Raw genomic sequence first — 19515 nt, forward strand, 5'->3', positions numbered from 1 at the left:
GAATTCGATGTCATCGTTTGCCAATCCCAAGATCAGTCCCTTACATGGTTATATTTTATGTATGAGCGGAATTTTTTCTTTGGCCCAAATTTCAGGAGCAATTATTTTAATAGAGGATGCAAAACGCGATGCGTTTCTCAGCAGCTTTGTAGGATGCACAGCATGTTTTTTATTTATTATTGGGATTTATCGAATTGTAAATAAGCTGGCGCCTAACCAATCCTTCCTCCAGCTGCTAGAACTTAAAATGGGGAGTTTCATTGCTTGGGGAGTGAGAAGTTGGATTGCCATTTACTTGTTCAGTGAGCTTTTTATTGTTCACAAAAATATTGTGACATGGGTCAAATCCATGATTTTACCCTTTACGCCTATTTGGGCGATATCCTTGCCCTTACTGCTCGTTTGTGCCTATTTAGCAGTGAAAGGTATCAAGCCGATCGCGATCTCATTTTCCGTGCTATTCCCGATTCTCGCAACACTGATCTTATTTATGACCTTATTTACTTTTAAAAATAGACATTTGGAACTTCTGTTGCCTTTAGCAAGCGAGGGGGCACGGCCTATTTTTGAAGGGGCTGTAACGACCTTCAGGTACGGTATGGAATTGTTTCTGTTGTTATTATTATCACCTCATATACAAGGCAGCTTGAAATGGAAGCACTTTGTAGCACTGTTCTTTATTGTTTCTTTTTTTATCATGAATGCTGTCGTGAGTATGTTAACGATATTCGGCCCCTACGAAGCAGAAAAACAGCGGTTTCCTCTCTTTACTCAGTGGCGGCTGGTCAGAATAAGCAGTTTCGTGGAGCATCTTGATTTTTTATCCATATACCAGTGGCTTAGTACTAGCGCTATTCACATCAGTTTAGGGATGTTTTTATTTAGTGATTTGCTAACTACCAAGCAGCAGCATAAAAAAATAGCGATTATCTTATTTACAACTGTCTTATTTATCCTTACACAGTTTCAAATCAACGATAGCGATTTTCTAGCTTTCACGAAATTCTATTTCTATCCTCTATCTACATTGTCTATTTTTTGCTGGATGATACTTGCGTACCTTTCAACAAGAAAGAAAGGTGTAATATGAACATTAGAAATGCAAAAGAAGCGGATATCAGAGCTATTTTTTCTTCCTGCTATGACGTGAAATTTCAAAAGCGCGGGGCTGCGCAGGTCATTTATTGCGAAGGTATGGTGGATAGTAAACAGCTAAATGAAAATATACTTCCACGGATATCAGAACTGATTCAAAACGATGTGTTAAAGCTTCTAGACGAACGTGCCGAACTCAGTCAGATTGAACAGAGTGTATTTTCAGGTAATGTGATCATCTATTTTATCCATGAGAATGAAAGTTGCACCATGTATGAAATAAATATTGCCAACCCTCCTAAGCGCCAAACGGAAGAATCCATCAGCGAAATATCGATTCGTGGACCGCGTGATGGATTTACGGAAGAAGTGATCACCAACGTCGCTCTTATTCGTAAACGAATGAAAAGCACTTCGCTTCAATATGAGCACTTCATTGTGGGCAAAAGAGGGAACGCAGGCCTAGCGATTCTATATATCAAGGATATTATCAACCCTGAGTTTGTTACGGAAGTGAAGCGTCGCATTGCCCAAATCGATGTGGACACGATTATTGGGTGTGCGCAGCTGGAGGAATATTTAAGTGATTCGAGTGACTCCATCTTTCCCTTAGTGGATTCAATAGGAAGGCCTGACTTTGCAGCAGAAGCGCTGTTGCGTGGCAGATTTGTTATCCTCGTCGACGGATCTCCAATGGCAATCATCGGTCCAACTAATCTTACAGAGCTATTAAAATCTCCTGAAGATGTTCATTCCGCTTACTATTACACGATTTTACAACGCATCTTACGTCTGGTCGGTTTAGTGACGGCTATGTTTCTTCCTGGATTCTATATTTCATTGACTTGCTATAATATCGACCAAATTCCTTTCCCATTACTGGCAACGATTTCTGTTGCACGAATTGGCATTCCCTATTCAGCGACGATTGAGAACCTGTTAATTTTGGGATTATTTGAATTGTTTCGTGAAGCCGGCATTCGTCTGCCGAAACCGGTTGGACAGACGGTAACGGTCGTCGGAGGACTTATTATTGGAGATGCTGCGATTCGTTCTGGACTTGCTTCATCCGCCCTGCTAATGGTGACTGCAGCGACTGCTGTTGCATCGTTTACGCTGGTCAATCAATCCTTAACAGGTACCGTCACCCTTATTCGAATCTATATGTTGCTCATCTCTTCATTTTTGGGGATATACGGATTTTTTATCGGTTTGATTTCAATGGTGGCATACACCTCTACGCTAACATCTTTCGGTATATCTTACTGGTCTCCAATTGCTGAGCTCAATATAAGAGCGTCTATATTAGCGCTATTCAACCGCCCTTTCAAATCCAAAAGCAAAAGACCGAGCGCATTACAAACGACTGATTCTACATCACAAGGGGAAAGACAATGAAACCTGTGGTACTCCTCGTTACGATTTGTTGTATGTTGTGTGTCTCCGGTTGTTGGGACAATAAGAATATTCAAGATTTGCTTTACGTTTCTGCTATAGGGGTTGATCACAAAGATAATCTTTATGAAGTGTACATTCAAACGGTATCTTTCAGTAATGTAGCTAAGGCGGAAAATGCAGGAGGAGGGAGCGGGCCGCGCGTGTATGTTGGAAAAGGAAAAGGGAAAACCCTCTCTTTGGCATTAGGCAATCTTTACGATACGGTTCAAAGAAGGTTGTATTGGAGTCATGTTCGTGCCTATCTGTTTACCGAAAGCGCGATTCAAGCTGGGGGTGACGAATACTTTGATAATTTAAAGAGATATCGGGAATTCAGGTACACCCCATGGATATTCGGCACAAAGGAGTCTATTGAGGAAATCTTTAAAACCCCCTCATTTTTTCAAATGTCTCCCATTACGAACATTCTTAGCGAGCCGGAAGATAATTATCGTCAGAAATCGTTCATTAAACCTCTGCTTGCGCAAGAATATCAAATTCATCTGAATGAGCCAGGAGATACGGCTATCGTTCCTACCTTAACTATTGATAAAAACGCATGGCAGACCGAGGAGAAATCCGAGAATAAATTGAAAATAAATGGCGTGTTTGTCGTTCGGAAAAACGACTTTCAAGGATGGATAGCCGATACGCAACTTAAGGGACTAAGATGGATGGAGAAAGCGACGTCAAGAACATCAGTCGATGTACAATCTGCAACAGTCTCTCTCGAAAAACCTAAGGCAAAGATATCCATCATGAGCCAAGGAGTTAATACAATTTTCAATATAGAAGTTACAGTAAAAGGCAACATTGTTGAATTACTTGACAGTCATCAATCCGAACAGGAAATCGAAAAAGAAGTAGAAGAGAAAATTAAAGAAGAACTCCGATCGACATTTGAGGAAGGATTACAGCTCGAGGCGGATATATACAATTTTAGAAATACGATGTTTAAAAAAAGGTTCAAAAACTGGCAAGATGTTAAGCTTACTTCTTCATCGCTAAATCGAATTGATGTTCGAGTTAAGATCCAACATACCGGTGAGCTGAAGAAGGCATAACTTTAAAGTATGATGCAAAGACAGAATGAGAGTTCAAAGATCAGGGAGCATTACGCCGCGTGGCTGATGCTCCCTGTTTTTTCTACTCTGACAGAGCAAAGGATTATTCTGAGGTACTTAATATCTTGTAAGAAATTCTTGAAATTGCAGAAATTTATCCGTAGGGGGGGTGCTATTATACAAATATAAACGAAGACGAGGTGATGATATGCAAGCGAAAATGACAGCGGGTGCCATTCCCCTCCCCAGAAAGCGGAATTCATGGATAAGAACGATACAGAAGTACAAAGTGTTGTATGCTCTCTTATTCCCGGCATTAGTTTACTTTGCCGTATTCAAATATATTCCCATGGCGGGAATCATGATTGCCTTCAAAAACTATAACCTAGCTTTGGGACTATGGGACAGCCCATGGGTGGGATTAAAGAATTTCAAGGATTTTATCAATGGCGTTTATTTCTGGGACATCATGAGAAATACGATTATCATATCGCTGTATAAGTTATTGTTCGGTTTCTCCGCTCCCATCGTACTTGCCCTGCTTCTCAATGAAGTGTATACCCAATGGTTTAAAAAAATCGTGCAAACGATTACGTATTTGCCCCATTTTCTCTCATGGGTCATTGTTTACGGACTGATGGTGGCCTTATTAGCCCCAGGAGATGGCCTTTTTAATATGATTTTGAAGGAAAATGGTGTTGGGCCGATTTCTTTTCTAACGGAACCTGCCTGGGGTAGACTGCTAATCATCTTATCTGAAATATGGAAGGATATTGGCTGGGGAGCGATATTGTATCTCGCCGCATTGGCAGGAATTGATCCAAGCTTATATGAAGCAGCTCGAATGGATGGCGCTTCCAAGTGGAGACAGCTATGGCACGTCACATTACCCGGCATTCGAGGCGTTATTATTCTGATGCTGATCCTTAAATTAAGCCATATTTTGGATGCTGGTTTTGACCAAATATTCATGTTTGCGAATAGCTTTAACCAAGAGAAGATCGACATTATCGACACATGGGTATACCGTGAAGGGTTGGAGCGTCTGAAGATTGGCTTGGCTACTGCTGTGGGATTGTTTAAAGCTATCATCGGATTTGGATTAGTTTTGGCTGCAAATAAGCTCGCCAAGAAATTCGATGGGCAAATTTGGTGAGGTGGTTTTTACAATGATCAACATGACAGTCGGGGAAAAAATATGGCAAGCAGCCGTTTATATGATTCTAATTGCACTATCCCTACTTTGCTTACTCCCCTTTTTATATGTGGTTGCTGTTTCAGTGACGCCAGAATCGGAAGTAGTAAGAAGAGGAATTGTGATTATACCTGAATCCTTTACTTTTCTAGCTTACAAAGAAGTATTCATTTCTCACGGTATAGGGCAGGCGTATAAAATCACGTTGTTTAGAACGATTGTAGGTACGGCTCTAAATGTGTTTTTTACCATCATAGCGGCCTATCCGTTATCCAAAAAATATTTGCCGGGGCGCAGCACATTTTTAATATTCATTGTGTTTACCATGATGTTTGGTGGAGGGTTAATTCCGACGTATTTGTTAATCCGCTCTCTGGGATTGCTAAACAGTCCATGGGTATTAATTATTCCACATCTCATTAGTGCATTTAATCTGGTGATCATTAAAGGCTTTTTCGAGCAATTGCCTGCTGAAATCGAGGAATCGGCGAGAGTCGATGGCGCAAGCGAGCTTCAGTCACTATGGAGAATCATTTTACCCTTGTCCTTGCCCGTCCTTGCCACGATTTCCTTATTTTATGCCGTAGGGCATTGGAACAGTTATTTCGATGCAATTGTTTACTTGAATGATTCGAACTTAATGCCGCTGCAAGTTGTCTTGCGTAACATTTTGCTTAACATCGCAACACAAAGTTCTGAATCGATGGCTAATGCCGGAACGGTTAGCAAGTTCGCCGTGCAAATGGCTGCTGTTGTTGTGACGACGGTTCCGATCTTGATCGTGTATCCATTTATGCAAAAGCATTTTACGAAGGGTGTACTCTTAGGATCGATTAAAGGTTAAAAAGTAATTCCTATCTAGGTTGTTACGGATACAGCGTGATATTATATATTCAAGCAAAAGGAGAGGTCACTATGCAACTTAAAAAGGTTTCATTTACGATTCTGGCTGCTATCGTTGGGCTAGGAGCGCTATTGTCAGCATGTACGGACAAAGAGGGAATTAAGCCAGGAGCTTCGAGCAACCCTCAATCCGAGTCTAACAAGTTCGCGACCAAAATGAAGATTTCGATGTTTAACCAAGGTACTTTCAATGCTGCCGCACCAATACCTCCTCGTGAGGAAGATATTCAACGTCAAATGTTGGAGAAGGCGGTGAACATCGACTTGGATATGATGGTTCCTCAAGCTGGGCAAGCGACAACCAAACTGAATACGCTCATTGCGGGCGGGGATATTCCCGATTTGCTTTTCTTGAAGAGTCGAGCTGATCTCGCGCAATATTATGATCAAGGTGTTCTTGCGGATTTGACGCCATACTTGGATCAATTTCCTGAATTGCAGAAGCGTTTCGGTAAAGACTCCTGGGATGCGACGTCATATCTGGGAAAAACCATTGGCGTTCCGGGTTATGATAATGTAAACGGTATCAGTCGAAGCTTCTTTATCCGCAACGACTGGCTGAAAAAGCTGAATATGAAAGTGCCGACAACCCCAGACGAGCTGTTCGAAGTGATGAAAGCCTTTACAGAGAAAGACCCGGATGGAAACGGCAAAAACGATACGTACGGATTCATAGGCGGTATGAATAAAGAAGGCAACCTGCAAACCTACGGCTTCGATAGCTTGATGTGGATGTTTGGCGTTAATCCGCCTTCCGCCATTGAAGTGAAAGACAATAAACCCGTATTCCTTTTTATCGATCCCAAAATGAAAGAAGCTCTCACTTATATCAATAAAATGATGACAGCGAAAGTTGTCGACCCCGACTGGGTGACGATGACTACACCAGATTTGTTAGACCAAAAGTTATTTAAAGGTAAAGTTGGCTTCATGATTAGAGATGCTCGCAGATTGGAACCGGATTATCAGCAGAAGATGAAAGAAATTGGCGGAGAGATTCCGGAATGGATCGTTATTCCTCCAATGAAAGGGCCTTACGGTGATCAAATTGTGGAGAGAAAATCGTTCCAAGGCAATTCATGGGCGATTTCCAAGAAAGCAGACAAGGACAAAATCATTCGGATCTTGTCTATGCTGGAGTATCTCTTTACGGACAAAGAAGCGTATCCCAATTTTGCATACGGAATTAAAGGGATTCATTGGGATGTCGTAGACGGCAAGATCAAAAATAAAACCTCTCAATTATCCAAAGAAATGAAAGAAAAGTACCTATGGGTCGATCATTATAGAATGCCGCGCCGAGGCGATGATGCCGAGTACTTCAGCTTCCAGAATCCGAAGACGGCAGAAGCGTTCACGAACAATCAGCAATATGTAGGTCCTACTTTACCCGGAAATTTATTGACTGCAGACCCTAGCGATACATTGGCAACGGACCGCACACGTTTCATTAATGAAAGCTTGGTCAAATTTATGTCGGGCAAAGACCCTCTGACGAACTGGGATCAATTCCTCAAAACATTAGATACAAAGTTTGATATGCAAACATATAAGGATACAGCAGTTAAGCAATTTAAAGAAGCAGGCTTAATCAAGTAAATAAACAAAGAGAGTGGCGATAAATAGCCCCTCTCTTTGTTGTCCTATGCTATGCTTAGTTTAATCCGGATTTAAAAGGAAGATGGCCATGCGAAGAAGAATCAGCTTGCCTTTAAAACTATTTTTGATTGTGTTTGCCTTTGTATTAAGCTGCATCATCTTGATAAGTCAATTGTCTTACCGCTATGTTCAAAAGGAAATAAGAACCAACGATATTTTTTACACGAACCAAATATTGGATAAAGTTGACCAGTATTTGACGGTTAATTTTTCTTCGTTCCAGACAATCTTGTTCTCGGTTGAAACATCGGTGAAAGCAAACATTGACAATACGGAAGTGATTAAAAAGCAATTAAGAGAGTTATATGAACTAAACAGTAATTATGTGAGTAACATTTACTTGATCAAAAGTGATTTATCCATTCTAGGTGGAAGTACGGCTACGCGGATTTTTGATGAGCCTTTATCGGACAGAGAACCTTTGTTTGATGCGGCCGACAAGAACAGAAGAACTACATTTGTCAGTGATCCTTATAAATCTAAGTATTCCGGCTGGACCGTTACGATGGTTCGATATATGAACGGTTCTCCTCTTCCTATGGCCATTGCGGTAGATTTGGATCTAAATGCCATTGAAGAAACCTTGTTTAAGATTAATAAAAAAGAACAAATGAATCTCGCTCTGATCACCTCATCGGGCAAAATCATTGCTGGATTCTCGGAGAATAGAGGCCCCCTGAGTATTCAAGATCATACGTTTTCAATCGGCGAAACGTCGGCGGAACAAATTCTTGATACGTCGGGAGCAAGCCTTCAACTGCATACAAAAGAGGGCTTACCGGTCTCTATTCTGAAGAAACCGACGGAGAAATTCAATTGGTCCATCATTTCGATTAACGATGAATCTCGTCTGGAAGCTGCGCTATCCAGATTGGAGGCCTATTACATCGTGCTTCTGGTTGCAGGTCTTCTCTTAAGTTTGTTCATTTCTTTTTTTATTGCCAAATATATCAGGAATCCACTCTATACGCTCAAAACAAAAATGAAGCGGGTAGAGCAAGGCGATCTGACAACGAGAGTTACCATCAAACGAAACGATGAATTCGGCGACCTTTCCCGTGCCTTCGACCGAATGCTGCAGCAAATTGTGGAACTGATTCGGCGAGGAGAGCTTCATAATGAACTTGAGCGAAAGCTGGAAATCCAAGTGCTGCAATCTCAAATAAATCCTCATTTTCTTTATAATACGCTTGGAGCTATCAGCAATGTCATACACCTCGGACAAATAGAAAAAGTAGATGTGGTGATCTGGTCTCTCATTTCAATATTGGAATACGGGATCGCCGATGCTTCGGAGAAGGTGTCACTACGTCAGGAGTTGCAAAATGTATCAGACTATATCGCGATTCAGAACATTCGTTATAACAGGCATTTTCAGTTGATTGAACATATTGAAGATGGTTTAATGGATTTTCCGGTTTTTCGAATGCTGCTGCAGCCTATTGTAGAGAATAGTATCTTCCATGGCTATAACGGAGGAGGAATCGAAGGCTCGATTACGATTCATGCTTACAGGAAAGGCGACATCGTCATGATAGAGGTCATTGATCAAGGCGAGGGAATTCCAGTAGATAAAATAAAGCATATTTTAACGGCAGAACCGAGTGATCTGGAAGTAAAAAGGAAAAGAATCGGGTTAAACAATATCCATGGTCGAATAAGACTTCATTATGGGGAGCAGTTCGGGCTTCAAATCATAAGCATCCCAAAGGAAACAACCTGTGTTCGCGCCGTATTCCCGGTAGATTTATTTAAAGGAGATGTATGTGGGTGAGAGACTACACTTGCTTCATCGTTGACGATGAAGATCTAATCATTCAACGATTGGAACTTTTTTTTAGAGAGCTCTCTCCTAAGGAATGCCGATTCCAATTAGTGGGAAAAGCGATGAATGGGCAGCAGGGGATAGAGGAAATCTTAAAGCTAAAACCGGATATTGTAATAACCGATATCGTTATGCCGCGAATGGATGGGATATCCATGATTGAGCAATTAAAGCCGGAGCTGCCTCATACCCAATACATTCTTTTGACCGCCTATTCATCCTTCGAGTACGCACAGCGAGCTATTCATGCCAATGTATTGGATTACATTGTTAAGGTTCCGTTAAATGAAGCAAATTTGCATCGGGCTTTGAATAAGGCAGCTGGAATTTTGGATGAGGTTAAGAGAAAAGAAGAAGAATTTCAATCTTTAAACATATCCGTTCTTGAAAATAAATATAGAGTCCGCAAACAGTTTTTTAGCGAGCTGGTCAGAGGCGAAATACCTTCTTATCGGGCATCGGATTTCGCCAATCGTATGCAGTTTCATTTCTTTCAAGCCAACTATTGCTGCTTTATTGTTGAAATGAATCAATATGAAAGTTTCCGAAATGAATATTCAGCGGTTGACCAAAACATCTTGAAATATGCCATTACGAATGTCATTGAAGAAACGGTGATGAATTGTGGCAGCGGTGTAGCTACGGATTTATCCGATAATCGTTTTATTGGTTTTCTTTCGTGGGAAAATAATCGTAGTGAGATGGATACGGAATATGCTTGCCAGCTATTGGGGGGGCAGATCGTTTCCCATTTGCATCAGTATTTGAATCAAAAGGTATCTGTAGCTTTTGGCAGCCCGCATCGAGGTTGGGAATCCATCAAACAAGCTTACATAGAAGCTCAAAATGTAAGTGAGGATTTCTATTATCATGCAGATAAAGTAGTCAAAACGCCGACGCATCGGTTCCATTACCGTGATGATAGTAGAGATGACTTTCAGCAAAAACTGGCTGATTTTCTTGCATGGGTGCACAGACAGGTTGCGAAGGAAGAGCTGGAGAAAGAATTCGCTGATTTTAACCAATTTGTAACGGATCATAAAATCCATAAGTCCATCATGGCTCCTATGCTTCGAGACTTCTACAGAGACATTATTGCGAAATTTAGATCGGGGAGCACGCAGAATAAGGATGTAGCGGAGTTTCCCATCGAATTTATGGCATTTCGGGAGCAACTAGCCTATATTAGCGACTTTACATACGAATATGTACACGCTGGTCAACTCTTACATCGAGCAGAAATTATGGGAGCCATGCGATTTATTGATAAAAACCTGAAACAGCGTTTGACATTGGAGGCTATTGCCGAGGAAGTGAATTTAGCTCCGTCGTATTTTAGCAGTCTTTTCAAAAAAACAATGAACGAAGGCGTTATTAGCTACATCAACCGCAAAAAAATACAGTTGGCTCTCGAGTTATTACATGTTCAGGATTATTCTTTGTTGGAATTGTGCGAAGAAGTAGGCATTGTCAATGAAGGGTACTTTTGCAAATTGTTTAAAGAATATACAGGTGATACACCTAAGCAATATCGGATCAAAATAACACGGTATGAATCCAAATGAGTTTGCAAAAAAATGTATGAATTTTTCGCGAAATCATGTAAAAAAACAGGGTTTAAAAGGACTACCATGATAGATGTATCTTATCATGGAGGTTATCAAAATGGAGCTAATTAAAGCGGATGTAACCGTCGTTGGCGGAGGAATTGCTGGGCTGTGCGCCGCCATTGCTGCCACTCGTCAAGGGCTGCAAGTTTCACTTATCAATGATCGACCGGTTCTTGGGGGAAATGCCAGCAGCGAGGTTAGGGTTCATATCAACGGGTCGGCCTATCTCGGCAAAAGTCCATCCTATTATGCGCGTGAGGGCGGGTTAGTGGAAGAGCTCAAGTTGAAAATTTTCCACTATAATCCGTTATATAACAAAAAGCTTATGCTTTCGCTTTCGGATACGGTCTTATTGGATATGGTCTATGATGAACCTAACATTTCTCTATTTCTGAATACATGCGTGCATGAAACGGGAATGGAGAACGGCAGAATTAAGTGGGTTGAAGGTTTGCAACTGGCCTCTGAAAGGAAATTCCGTTTTGAAAGCCCGACCTACATCGATTGCTCTGGAGACGGGGTTGTCGGCTATCAGGCAGGCGCTCTCTTTCGTTGGGGAAGGGAAGCGAAGCATGAATATAAGGAGGACCTGGCTCCTGAAGTGGCGGATCACTACACTATGGGAGACACGATCCTTTTCCAAGCACGCGATGTAGAGTATCACGTTCCGTACAAGAGGCCTGGCTTTGCGTATGATATTACGAAGTTGCCCTTTTTCGATAGTATCAGAAAAGGCTTGAACCATCGGGCTTTTCCTAGAAAAATCAACGGGCTCGGCGGATTATGGTGGCTGGAATACGGCGGGCATATGGATATTATTACAAACAATGAAGACATTGCATTAGAGCTGCGGAAATTAGTTTACGGGATTTGGGATTATATCAAAAATAGCGGTGAATTTGATGATGTAGACAATCTCATCTTGGATTATGTATGCCCGATTCCGGGAAAACGGGAATCGAGGCGGTTTATTGGGAATCACATGTTATCTCAGAACGATCTTACAGCGAAGCCGCATTTCGAAGATGCTGTATCCGTCGGGGGATGGTATATGGATTTACACGCTGCCAAGGGTATCTACGATGAGGGACCGGCTACAGCGTGGAACTTCGTGCCTGGCTTATACAATATTCCGTTCCGTAGTTTATTTTCGCAAAACATACCTAACCTCATGTTCGCTGGTCGCAATATAAGTGCTACTCATGTGGCTTTCGGATCGACAAGGGTAATGGCAACCTGCGGCTGCATGGGGCAGGCAGTTGGAACCGCGGCTGCGTTATGCTTGAAATATGAGGTAGACCCCGCAGACATAACCCGGGCTCATATGAGAGAGCTGCAGGGGCTGCTGCTTCGAGACGGACAAACGATAGTAGGGCTTAAAGAGGAGTTGGATCCTTATTTCGCTGATGGATTACATATTCGTTCCTCATCTCAGCGCAGCTATGACAATGTTCATCCAACCGAAGTGATTCCCTTGGACCAAGGGTTATGTTTGGTTTTGCCGATTCAGACATCAGAGGCGGATAGCGTACAGGTCAAAATTAAAAATAGTTCCGAACATTCGGAAACGCTGGTTGTAAAGTTGTTTGGTGGAGATCGGAAGGAAAACTATATTCCCACCAGCGCGTTGAAAGACTACAGCTTAGCGATTGCAGCTGGTTACGACGATTGGATTACGTTAAACCTGGGCTGTGCGAAACCGGCGGACGACAAAATCTACATTGTACTTGAAGGTACAGAGAGGCTTGCCGTATACAGTAATGAAGAGAAACTTACTGGAGCGGTCAGCTTTCATTATAGGCCGGAAGAGCCGTCTAGGCTGAAGAAATTCAACAAGAACATTTGCTTTAAGGACCTGCTGCCATACCAGAATATGTATAATCCTGAGAATGTCGTCAATGGCTACTCCAGACCTTATGGTCTGCCGAACGGCTGGATTTCCAAATGTACGGAAGAGCAGGAGTGGTTGGAATTCAGTTTTGCAAGTCCTAAAAATCTGGACGAAATCCATCTTGTTTTTAATTCACAGCTGGACTTAGAACATTTTGACGATCCGATTGAGTCCCTTATCCAAGATTATGATGTGACCTTGACCTTAGAAGACGGCACCGAGATGAAAATCAGGATCCGTGGAAATTATCTCACGTTGAATAAACATAAAGTGGATGCGAATTGTGTCACCCGAATCCGATTCGATTTTCGCGCTACATACGGTACGCCTTATCATGAAGTGTTTGCTGTTAAATTGTATGCTCCCAAAAATGATCAGTGAGGCCAGGTGAAGTCGCGATGCAGGAATTATTCCCTCGAAGAGGGTTGCCTAATGTCATTCAGAAGTTGGAAAATGAAGAAGCGGTATCAATCGTTTATTTTGGCGGCAGTAATACGCGTTCTGAAGGATATAGGGTCATGACGGCGGATTGGCTTCGGGGACAATATCCCAAGGCAGATATCCGCACTGTGAATGCAGGCATCGACGGAACTGGATCGGATTTGGGCTGCGCCCGTTTGGAGACGGATGTGCTTCGTCATGAGCCTGATCTCGTGTTCGTGGAGTTTGTCGGTAACGATGGCGGAGTCCCCGAGTCCAAGGCGCGGATTGAAGGCATTGTCCGTCAAATTCGCAAACGGAGCCGGTTTATAGATATCTTGTTCGTTTATACGCTAAAGGAGCGAGATGTAGCAGGATTTCAGTCTGGGGAGTACCAAAAGGGAGCTCTTATGCAAGAAGAAGTGGCCGATTATTACGGTATTCCTTCGATTCATCTGGGTGTAGCGGTCAGTCGCTTGGTGACGGAAGGAAAGTTAGTGTTCACTTCAAGGTCAGGAGAGTCAGGAGATTCCATTCCCGGGGTCATTGTTTTTACGCATGATGCGATCCATCCGATCATTCCCGAGGGGCACCGGATTTACACGGATACGATCACTCGGTCATTTGAGCGGATTCGTGAACTCGGGGTTCATTCGGGCAGTGTTGAACATAACCTGCCTCAGAACCCTCTGGTCCCAGCCAATCCATGGGAGTACGCCGCAATGCTGTCGCTGGATGACCATGCCCATTTATCGGCAGGATGGTCCTTCGTGACTCCCGATGATTTTGCGCTCGCTCGCAAGTACGATTGGTTGTTTCCCGGACTTTGGCGAGCAGTCGATCCCGGAGAGGCTATCACGGTGCAGTTCCAAGGCACACACATTGGACTGTTCGATATCGGAGGACCTGATTCCGGTAGGCTGAAGGTGACTGTGGATGGCGGGGAATCGTTCCTTGTCGACAGATTCACACCGTATAACGACCATAATCGGAATCAGTATGTTTTCTTGCCGGAGCTTCCGAATGGGAAGCATACGGTTCGCTTTGAAATCGATAATGAGAAGACAGACAAAGCGGCCGTGTTTAAAGCATCTGGTAATGAACGAAGTAGAGAGCATGTTCAGCAGCATCTAGATTGGTACAACCAAACGGTGATTCAGCTCGGGAAATTGTTGGTGGTGCAGCCGCCCCTATAACCTCGAAGGACCTACATGGCATCTGACGGCTGTTGAGCAGTCTAATGCTATGTAGTTTTTTTACTTAAAATCTTATAAGAAATTCTTGAAATCAAAGAAATTTCAGGATGATGTGACCTGCTATGATAAAAAGACGGAGGTGATTACTTTTTTGAAAGCGCAATCAATTTAGGAGAGGATGTGAGTGATCTGGTGAAAAGGAAACTGTTTTTCTTTATTCTCATAATGGCGTTGATGGTTCCTTTAAGCTTATTTGGAATAAGGAGCGCTAATGCGGAGACCTTACCGTACAAGACAATTATCATCGATGACGGGAGTATCACAATTGATGGTGTTGTGACTCCTGATGCAGATAATGAGAGCAATGGATACTCGGCTCCGAATTGGACTACAAGTACAGGGGTAAAGGGGTACGATAATTCCAGTTCCAAATATACAAGTACAGCAGGCAGAACCATATCGTGGAATCCACGATTGGAAGCAGGAACAGCGAGAATATCATTTTACAAGCTTGATTGGGCGGATAAAGCGGATAGCAATGTGAAAATCGAAATTGTGCATAATGGTATAACAGATGTTCAATTTATAGATCTTAGGCCTTCATTCGGAGCTCCAGCAGGATGGGTTGACCTGGGAGAGTATTATTTTTCCGGGACAGGTGAAGAATTCGTTAAATTGACCCGGTCTACCAGCAGCTCTAGCACGATACTTACGCGCGCGGATGCGGTCAAGTTTGAAGGGAATATTCAGCAGAGAGAGCCTCATAAGACGATCATTATTGATGATGGAAGTCTCACGATTGATGGAGTCGTCACCACTGATGTAGATAACAAGACTAACGGATACTCAGCTCCCTATTGGAGCACGAGTACAGGAGTGAAGGGGTATAATAATTCCAGTTCCAGCTATACAGATGCTGTGGGAAGAAGCATTACATGGAATCCGCGATTGGAAGCAGGAACGGCGAGAATATCGTTTAACAAGCTTAATTGGGCAGATAAAGCAGATAGTAATGTAAAAATCGAAATTGTGCACAATGGGATTACGGATGTCATGTTTATGGATCTCAGGCCTTCATCAGGCCCAGCTGTTGGATGGGTTGATTTGGGGGAGTATGTTTTTAGCGGTAATGATACCGAATTTGTCAGACTGACTCGAACGCAACCAACGACGGGCACCATCATTACGCGGGCAGATAGCGTCAAGTTCGAAGGGAATATTCGGCAGCAAGCTCCACCGTTGCCTCCGCTGCGCAGTCGCACATTGGCGAATCTCAGTTATACGGAAAAAGGCAGCATCGAGAACGCAAACTATAAGGCGACTTTCTATGAAGCTGCTTGGGATGGAGGCAAATCCATCGTTCGTGATCTGTTCTATAAGGACACAGAAACAGGGAACTGGGTACCAATCAATCATGTGGCGGAAAGACTTGAAGAACAATGGGTCCTGTTGGACGGGAATGCAGGGAGTCGGACCAATTACTACGATACGATGAACAAACGGTGGATTACCTTTGATGGGATCAATTTTCCTGATAGCCATACTGCCGTATTAACCGATTCTTTGCATGAAAGCGATTACGATTTACAAGTGAACTGGTCCCTGTCTGGGGACAAACCTGATGTCTCCTTCGCTTTTACCCCACGACGGAATGGGAATTATGTCATTGGCTATCAATCTTTCACAACAGAGTTAGCCTCTGGTGTTAATGAAGTGTTAAATGGCTTCAGATCGCATGCTAAAATGGTAGGATCGGTTGAATCAACAAGCTTGAGGGAGCTAAGCGCTCCGATGAGTTTGGTTGAGAAGAACGACGGAGCGGGGAAAGCTTTGTCCTATGGGATATTTGTACCGTCAGAGGAGCTCCACGTCGAGTTTGAACCGACAGGAGGCGTTACCCAACAACGGCTTGGCATGAGTCTTGTCAACAACGAAGGCACTGTGCAGCCGATTCTTTATGCGCCGCAACTAGGGACCTACTCGCAGATGACCGCTGAAAGCACGTATCAGTTCCATATGGGGCTAATCGCTCAAAACAGCAGTCTGTATAAGGCCTACGAAGATATACTCCGCAGTGAATACGGTTATTCAGCATACAGGGAAAATGTCGCGAATCAGTCACTTACAGATGCGATGTTCAATATGATCGATTTGCTCAAGATCGAACCGCAAGGGGATGACTCTGTTAATTATGTTCCATCGCCCAGCGGCTGGTGGAACCGAGCTAAGGGCTTCATTGATATCGAGAACGAGGATAGCGTTCGAACAACATCAAACGCGGCTCTTCTAGGGGCCTATTATCTGACGGGGGACAATCAGCTTTACGATAAGAGGGCATTGCCGTCCATCGAGTACGGTGTCTCGAGAAATGGCATTGGTTGGTCGCCAACGCAGAAGTCGATATACGGCGTGCCGTCATTATGGAAAATGGCAACCTTGCCGTTCGATGTTTCAAGCGCAGCCGCTGTGAATCAAATGCTGGGCACTACGGCAGGTATCGGAGCGTTGGCGCAGGAAGAGTACCTTGTGCGAGATCCGGATCAGAAAGATCGGGGGCCTGTCATTCAGCCTCTTATGATGTATCGGATGACGGGGGATGCGCAGTACTTACAGGCTGCCAAGGATGCAGCCGACAGCTATATCGCTCTAAATATCGATACACCTGCATCTGTAAACGTGAGTAAAAATGAGTTTATTTATTATTATAGCAAGCTGTGGATGGAGATTCTGGAGCTTTACGAAGAAACGAAGGATCCCAAATACTTGAATGCCGCCTACAAGGAAGCGAAGCAGTACGCTACCATGTTCGTTGCTCGTCCGGTTCCTGAAGGCACCGTTACGATACCGCAGCCGGAGACGTATAATTACGCGGAATCGTTCCATTGGCCGGAAAGTGGTAAATACGCATATCCTAGGAGCAAGCTCCCTGAAGATGTAGCTGGGGGCGTACAAGCGGACAGTTGGCTTGTTTCACCCAACGGGTTGACATTTGAAGCGGGAAGTACAACCGGCTATTACCGGATGAATGCTCAAGAGGCTCCATTTATGATGAGATTATCGCTCTATACAGGCGATAAACTGCTGCAGGATATCGCTCATAATGCGGTCATCGGACGATATGCCAGCTATCCGGGTTATTACTATAAGGGCTTCGCTGTTAGCCAACTTGAGCCTGATTTTCCTCTCGAAGGTCCAAGCGGGGCTACATCCATCTATTATCACCATATGCCGGCGCAGCTAGGGCAAACGATGGATTATCTAATCAGTGAACAATCGCTGAAATCAAATGGGAGTATCACCTTCCCGTCCGTATTTGAAACTAATTTTTTATGGTTCAAATATCATCTTTATGGGAATAAACCAGGTCAATTTTACGGCAATTCCAACGTGTGGCTCTGGATGCCCAAAGGCATTATCCAGACTAATCATCCGCAATTGAACTGGATAACGGGAGAAAGCGGAAATAAATTCTACATCAGTTTAAGCAACGAATCCCAGGTTGAGGTACAGACTCCAATCGAATTGAATGCACAAATGATCGGGTTCAACCCAGCACAAGATTATAACGTAACCATCATTCGCGATAACGGGACACCCGTGCAAGCGGTTATGAGTGGTGGAATTATACAGGCCACAGTTTCAAGCAAGGGAATAACAGCTATCATTGTGGAGGGGCTAGACATTGATGTACCATTGCATCAGGTTAGAACGGCCGATACATCGAATGCCAGTTATTTCTTCGATGTCCACAGTCCTATAGATGCTGTTAAGGGCATGCTAATCGTCAAGCCTGACGAAACGTCCTACGATGCTTATGTGGAAGCAAAGACAACAAAGCCAGCGACGATCCATTACTCTTTGGATGGCGGTGTCACGTACACGACCGTTCCAGATACGATCTATCCGATGGAATGGTCGATACGGGTAAATGATTTATCCCAAACGTTCACTTATTATGTGGAATCCGATGGGAAACAGACCCGCAAACGGACGCTATATCTGGCTGATCAGGTAGCGACAACGCCAGTCCAACCGGATTGGCAGCAAGGGCCATCGATCATTGTGGATAATACGGAGGCTGATTTAGAAGGTGTCTGGATACGAGATACAACGGCCAATGACTACTATTACGATAACTATGTATATGCCAAATCGACAGCGGGTACAGAAACAAGCAAAATTGCCTGGCGACCAGATCTTCCTGAAAGTGTCACCTATAGCGTGTACTACAAGCTACCGCAAATAACAGCCTCAAGCGAAAATTGGGCAACCAATGCCTCATTTACCATTTATTATAGCGGGGGCTCCGAGACGGTTACCGTTGATCAGTCAAAGGCCGATGGAAAGTGGGTGTTCCTTGGCGCCTATCCTTTTGCATCAGGGGATAGCGGGTATGTCGAACTAACCAATAAGGCCAATAAGTCACGGGTAATTGCAGATGCCATGATGTGGGTGGACCCTAATAAGACGCTCCAATTAGAGTCGGTGGCCATCAAGTCGAATAGGGACGAATTGCAAATGACTCAAGCTGCTCAACTGCGTGTAACCGGTTATTTGGACAACGGGCTGATCGGTGATCTGAGCCATGCCAATGTGCAGTATTTCGTTGATAGAACCGATCTTGCTGAAGTGGACAGCAGCGGTTTGTTGACTCTTCGAAGCCTAGATGGAGTCACAGATCACATCACGGTGTGGGCCACTGTTACGATGGATGGAGTGACCTTAACAACACCATCTTTGGCTATAACGATTAAGGATCTGACGGTTATCGTCGACAGCACGGATACGACGGGATTATACACGACGGAAGGGTCTTGGAGTCAAAGTAATTTAGCTGGCTACAAAATTGGTGTTAAGTCACGTTATTCTACCGTTCAAGGCTCATCGGCGACTTGGAAAGCCCAGCTTCCAGAAGGGAGATATACGGTCTCCATCTACAAGATCGTCCATACAACGGCAAACGATAATCATGTCAAAGTGGAAGTGAAGCATCAGTCTGTTACCGAGGTCACGTATATCGATGCGACAGTCGGCTCGTCGGGTTGGGTTAATCTTGGAACGTTCGACTTTACAGGAGACGGCAGCGAGTATGTTCGTTTAACTAGGGAGACTCCAACTACGGTAGATCCGCCAACCCTTCCTGCTGATATGATTTATACGAGGGTTGATGCAGTCAAGTTTGAACGGTAATCCTTCAGCTCACCAATTAAACAAAAAACC

Annotated in this window: 11 protein-coding genes; all 11 read left to right on the forward strand. The window is 43.7% G+C overall.

Features of this window, described 5'->3' with window-relative positions; all coding sequences use genetic code 11:
* Positions 1-7: 7 nt before the first annotated feature.
* A complete protein-coding gene (locus tag ACKTT9_RS11385) occupies positions 8-1090 on the forward strand; it encodes an endospore germination permease (RefSeq protein ID WP_407871635.1) in 1083 nt (360 codons plus the stop codon).
* Positions 1087-2493 (forward strand): spore germination protein, encoded by a 1407-nt coding sequence (locus ACKTT9_RS11390; RefSeq protein WP_407871636.1) that lies wholly within the window; start codon positions 1087-1089, stop codon positions 2491-2493. Before ACKTT9_RS11385 ends, ACKTT9_RS11390 begins: the two co-directional genes overlap by 4 nt.
* Positions 2490-3596 (forward strand): Ger(x)C family spore germination protein, encoded by a 1107-nt coding sequence (locus ACKTT9_RS11395; RefSeq protein ID WP_407871637.1) that lies wholly within the window; start codon positions 2490-2492, stop codon positions 3594-3596. The genes ACKTT9_RS11390 and ACKTT9_RS11395 overlap by 4 nt, the downstream gene beginning before the upstream one ends.
* 208 nt (positions 3597-3804) lie before the next feature.
* Entirely contained in the window at positions 3805-4752 is a 948-nt protein-coding gene (locus tag ACKTT9_RS11400; protein ID WP_407871638.1) for an ABC transporter permease, read from the forward strand.
* 13 nt (positions 4753-4765) lie between these two features.
* On the forward strand, positions 4766-5635 hold the full coding sequence (locus ACKTT9_RS11405; RefSeq protein WP_407871639.1) for a carbohydrate ABC transporter permease: 870 nt from the start codon (positions 4766-4768) through the stop codon (positions 5633-5635).
* A 71-nt stretch (positions 5636-5706) separates the two neighbouring features.
* Positions 5707-7293 carry an extracellular solute-binding protein gene (locus ACKTT9_RS11410; protein WP_407871640.1) on the forward strand — a complete coding sequence of 529 codons (1587 nt, stop codon included), beginning with the start codon at positions 5707-5709 and terminating at the stop codon, positions 7291-7293.
* A gap of 88 nt (positions 7294-7381) precedes the next feature.
* Entirely contained in the window at positions 7382-9127 is a 1746-nt protein-coding gene (locus ACKTT9_RS11415) for a histidine kinase (RefSeq protein WP_407871641.1), read from the forward strand.
* On the forward strand, positions 9118-10743 hold the full coding sequence (locus ACKTT9_RS11420) for a response regulator (RefSeq protein ID WP_407871643.1): 1626 nt from the start codon (positions 9118-9120) through the stop codon (positions 10741-10743). Before ACKTT9_RS11415 ends, ACKTT9_RS11420 begins: the two co-directional genes overlap by 10 nt.
* A 100-nt stretch (positions 10744-10843) precedes the next feature.
* Complete coding sequence (locus ACKTT9_RS11425; protein ID WP_407871644.1) at positions 10844-13060, forward strand: FAD-dependent oxidoreductase; 2217 nt, start codon at positions 10844-10846, stop codon at positions 13058-13060.
* Positions 13061-13077: 17 nt separating this feature from the next.
* Complete coding sequence (locus tag ACKTT9_RS11430) at positions 13078-14295, forward strand: GDSL-type esterase/lipase family protein (RefSeq protein WP_407871645.1); 1218 nt, start codon at positions 13078-13080, stop codon at positions 14293-14295.
* 192 nt (positions 14296-14487) lie between these two features.
* Positions 14488-19485 (forward strand): hypothetical protein, encoded by a 4998-nt coding sequence (locus ACKTT9_RS11435; RefSeq protein WP_407871646.1) that lies wholly within the window; start codon positions 14488-14490, stop codon positions 19483-19485.
* The last annotated feature ends 30 nt before the right edge of the window (positions 19486-19515 follow it).

It is taken from the genome of Paenibacillus sp. P36 (assembly GCF_045866505.1).
In the GTDB taxonomy this organism is placed as follows: domain Bacteria; phylum Bacillota; class Bacilli; order Paenibacillales; family NBRC-103111; genus Paenibacillus_E; species Paenibacillus_E chondroitinus.